Genomic DNA, 3,619 nt, shown 5'->3' with positions numbered 1-3,619 from the left:
CTCACTCCTCACGCTCACGCGGCCACCTCCCGACCGCTGTCGGCCAGCACGCCGAGCAGCGACTGTGCGTCCACCGGCCGCAGCCGGCCGGCGGCGATCGCCCGGTCGGCGGTACGACGGGCCAACGCCAGGTACGCGGGGACGGACTCCGGTGCGGTGGCCGCCAACCGGGCCAGGTGCCGCTGCACGGTGCCCGCGTCGCCGCGGGAGACCGGGCCGGTCAACGCGTCGTCGCCGAGCCGCAGCGCGTTCTCCAGGGCGGCCCGCAGCAGCGGGGCGAGCACCTTCTCCGGCCGGGACACCCCGGCGTCCCGCAACCGGTCGGTCGCCTCGTTGACCAGGGTCACCAGGTGGTTAGCGCCGTGGGCCAGCGCGGCGTGGTAGAGCGGGCGGTCCGACTCGGCCACCCACTCGGGCACGCCACCGAGGTCGGCGACCAGCCGGGCAGCCAGCGGGCGCAACTCGGCCGGGGCGGTCACCCCGTACGAGATGCCGTCCAGCCGGGCCAGGTCGTCCGGCGTACCGGTGAAGGTCATCGCGGGGTGCAGGGCGAGCGGCCGGGCGCCGGCCGCGACGGCCGGCGCCAGCACGGCCAGGCCGTGCGCTCCCGAGGTGTGCGCGATGATCTGGCCCGGATGCAGCGCGCCCCGCTCGGCGAGGTCGGTCACCACACCGGCCAGTTTGTCGTCCGGCACCGCGATCAGCAGCAGGTCGGCGGCGTCGTGGGCCACGGCGGTGACCGGGCGGCGAGGGACGTCGGGCAACAGCAGGGCGAGGCGGGCGCGGCTGGCTCCGGAGTTGCCGGAGACGGCGACCACAGGGTGCCCGGCGGCGGCGAGCGCGGCGCCCAGCACGGCGCCGACCCGACCAGCGCCAACGACACCGACGGTGAGCAGACGGGAGGTGGCGCGGGCGCCGGGAACGGCGCTATCCCACGAGGCGGCGGGCCCGTGCGGGCCGGCCGGACGCGGGCGCAACGGTGCGCTCATGACGACGATCCAGTCCTCGAGAAGGGGTACCGGTCGATCGCAAGTATGCGCCCGGCCTACCGAACCCGGACAAGCATGTGTGAAAACCTTCACCACCGCCGCAACGCCCCTGTCAGCGCCTCCCTGGGGCCGACGTGATGGCGCTCAACTCGGTGGCCACCTCGGCGATCAAGTCGGCGAGCGAGGAATCGCAGTCGGGCGCGACCCAGCGGGCGTACGCCACGCGGAAGACCGTGCCACCCGACTCGGTGGCCAGCGTGGCCGTGGTCTCGTCGAGGCCCTTGGCACGGAGGGCGGCGCTGACGGCGGCCAGCAGTGCGCCCGTCTTGCGCAGCTCACGCTCCTGCAGCTCCGGGCTGCTCTCAATGATCGACTGGCGCATCCGGACCAGCTCGCGGCTGTCGGCGAAGATATCCACCGCCATCTGACGGAAGGCGGCGATGACCACCTCAAATGGGGCGGAGTCCGTCTCGGCCACCACCTTGACCAGGGCCTCCTCCACGCGCTCGCTGCCGCTGAAGAGAGCCTCGCGCTTATCGCCGAAGAGCCGGTAGAAGGTGCGTTTGTCGAGGCCGGCACGGGCGGCGATGTCGGCGACAGTGGTCTGCTCGAAGCCGCGCTCGCGGAACAACTCGAAAGCAGCCGCCTCCAAGCGGCCGCGCGCGTCTGGTTGCCAGCGAGCCATGTGGCGATGGTATCCGATGTCACGCTGCGACATTATTTTCCCTGAGCCATGTCACATGGCGACATCACGAGGTACGGTCATGTCGCAAGGTGACATGCCCCTACCCGCGAAGGAACTACCAATGCGCGTATTCGTCACAGGTGCCTCCGGCCATCTCGGCTCCGCAGTCGTGCCGGCACTGCTCTCCGCCGGACATGAAGTCGTCGGCCTGGCCCGCTCCGAAACGTCCGCCGCCGCGATCGAGAAGCTCGGCGCTGAGGCCCGCCGCGGCGACCTGTCCGACCTCGACGTGCTCCGTAACGAGGCAGCCACCTCCGACGGAGTCATCCACCTGGCGTTCCGCCACGACCTCATGATCAACGGTGACATGGCCGGCGCAGCCGAAACCGACCTGGCCGCCCTCGGCGCACTCGCCGACGGCCTGGACAGCTCCGGCAAACCCCTGGTCGGCACGAGCGGGACGGCCATGCTCGCGATGGGCGGCATCGTCGGACGCCCCGGCATCGAAAGCGACACCTTCCCGAGCGGCTACCGGATCGACGCCGAAAACCTCGTGGCCGGCTTTGCCTCTCGCGGTGTGCGCTCCTCCATCGTCCGGCTCGCGCCCACAGTGCACAGCTCGCTCGACCACTACGGCTTCATCACCGCCATCATCGCTGCCGCCCGGCAGAACGGGTACGCCGCGTACGTCGGCGAGGGCACCAACCGGTGGCCGGCCGTGCACACGCTCGACGCGGCCGAGCTCTACCGTCTGGCCCTCGAAAAGGCCCCGGCCGGTGCACGCCTGCACGCGGCCGCCGACGAAGGAGTCCCCTTCCAGCAGATCGCCACCGCCATCGGCCGCAACCTCGACATCCCGGTCCGAAGCATCGGCCCCGACGAGGCAGACAACTACTTCGGCTTCCTCGGAGCGTTCGCCCAGATGGACAATCCGACGTCATCCGCGATCACGCGCGAACTGCTGGGCTGGGCCCCTGCCCGCCCCGGCCTGATCGCCGACCTGGACGAGGGGCACTACTTCCAGGCGTGAACCACGAACGGCGGCCCTGACCGTAGGGTCGGCACGGTGACCCACGCTCAACTCGGAGTGGACTGATGTCGATCCTGTGGCGAGACGCGATGAGTCGGGCGCTCTACGGGCCGGGCGGCTTCTTCGTCGCCCACACCGGGCCGGCCGACCACTTCCGCACCAGCGTGCACGCGTCCCCGGCCTTCGCCGCCGCCTTGCTGCGCTTGATCACAGAGGTAGACGCTGCCCTCGGCCACCCCTCTCGACTTGACGTGGTCGACGTGGGGGCCGGGCGTGGGGAACTGCTGAGAAGCTTGCTCGGGCTCGTCGCGCCTGGGGACGCCGTCGGGCGTGCGGTGGGGGTTTCCGGGGAGCCCACCCGCTCCGGGCGGTCAGGCTTGATCCCTCCGCGGGCGAGCTCCCCGGAAACCCTGACTCCCACGGCCTCTGTCCGTCGGTCGCCCGACGAGCCGTCGTCGGTCGCCGCCCGCCCGCCGCTCGCGGACCGCGTTCGCTTCACAGCCGTCGAGTACGCGTACCGCCCCGAGAACCTGCCCGAAGAGATCAACTGGACAGCCGAAATCCCGGACGAGATCACCGGAGTGCTGCTGGCCACCGAGTGGCTGGACAACGTCCCGCTGGACGTCGCGCTGCACACCGAGGACGGCTGGCGATACCTGCTGGTCGACCCCGACAACGGTGCCGAAACAGTTGGTGAGCCGGTCAGCCCCGATGATCTCGACTGGCTCAACGCCTGGTGGCCCGGCCCCGCAACCGTGCCCAGTACGGACAGTGACCCGGATCTGGGAGTGACCTCATCGGGCGCGACAAGCGGAAGCGAGTCGGGTTTCGGGGCAGCCCCGCCGGCGCAGGGATCAAGCCTGACCGCCCGGAGTCGGCCGGGCTGCCCCGAAACCCCCAGCAGGGACTACCGAC

General features: G+C 71.2%; 4 protein-coding genes. 2 read left to right on the top strand and 2 right to left on the bottom strand.

All coding sequences use genetic code 11. The features are described from left to right. Positions 1 to 14: 14 nt before the first annotated feature. Entirely contained in the window at positions 15 to 989 is a 975-nt protein-coding gene (locus AB0C20_RS29155; protein ID WP_357569138.1) for a Rossmann-like and DUF2520 domain-containing protein, read from the bottom strand. Between the two features lie 112 nt (positions 990 to 1,101). After that, positions 1,102 to 1,707: a TetR family transcriptional regulator gene (locus AB0C20_RS29150; RefSeq protein ID WP_357569137.1), complete on the bottom strand. Its 606-nt coding sequence runs from the start codon at positions 1,705 to 1,707 to the stop codon at positions 1,102 to 1,104. Positions 1,708 to 1,795: 88 nt separating this feature from the next. Between AB0C20_RS29150 and AB0C20_RS29145 the strand changes: the two genes are divergently transcribed. Further along, on the top strand, positions 1,796 to 2,704 hold the full coding sequence (locus tag AB0C20_RS29145; protein ID WP_357569136.1) for an SDR family oxidoreductase: 909 nt from the start codon (positions 1,796 to 1,798) through the stop codon (positions 2,702 to 2,704). Positions 2,705 to 2,769: 65 nt separating this feature from the next. Beyond that, the coding region (locus AB0C20_RS29140) for an SAM-dependent methyltransferase (protein ID WP_357569135.1) at positions 2,770 to 3,619 on the top strand (850 nt) is incomplete at its 3' end.

This window comes from Micromonospora sp. NPDC048843 (assembly GCF_040649965.1).
Lineage (GTDB): Bacteria > Actinomycetota > Actinomycetes > Mycobacteriales > Micromonosporaceae > Micromonospora > Micromonospora hortensis.
The sequence above is the reverse complement of the archived record's forward strand: the minus strand, read 5'-3'. Positions and strand labels throughout refer to the sequence as shown.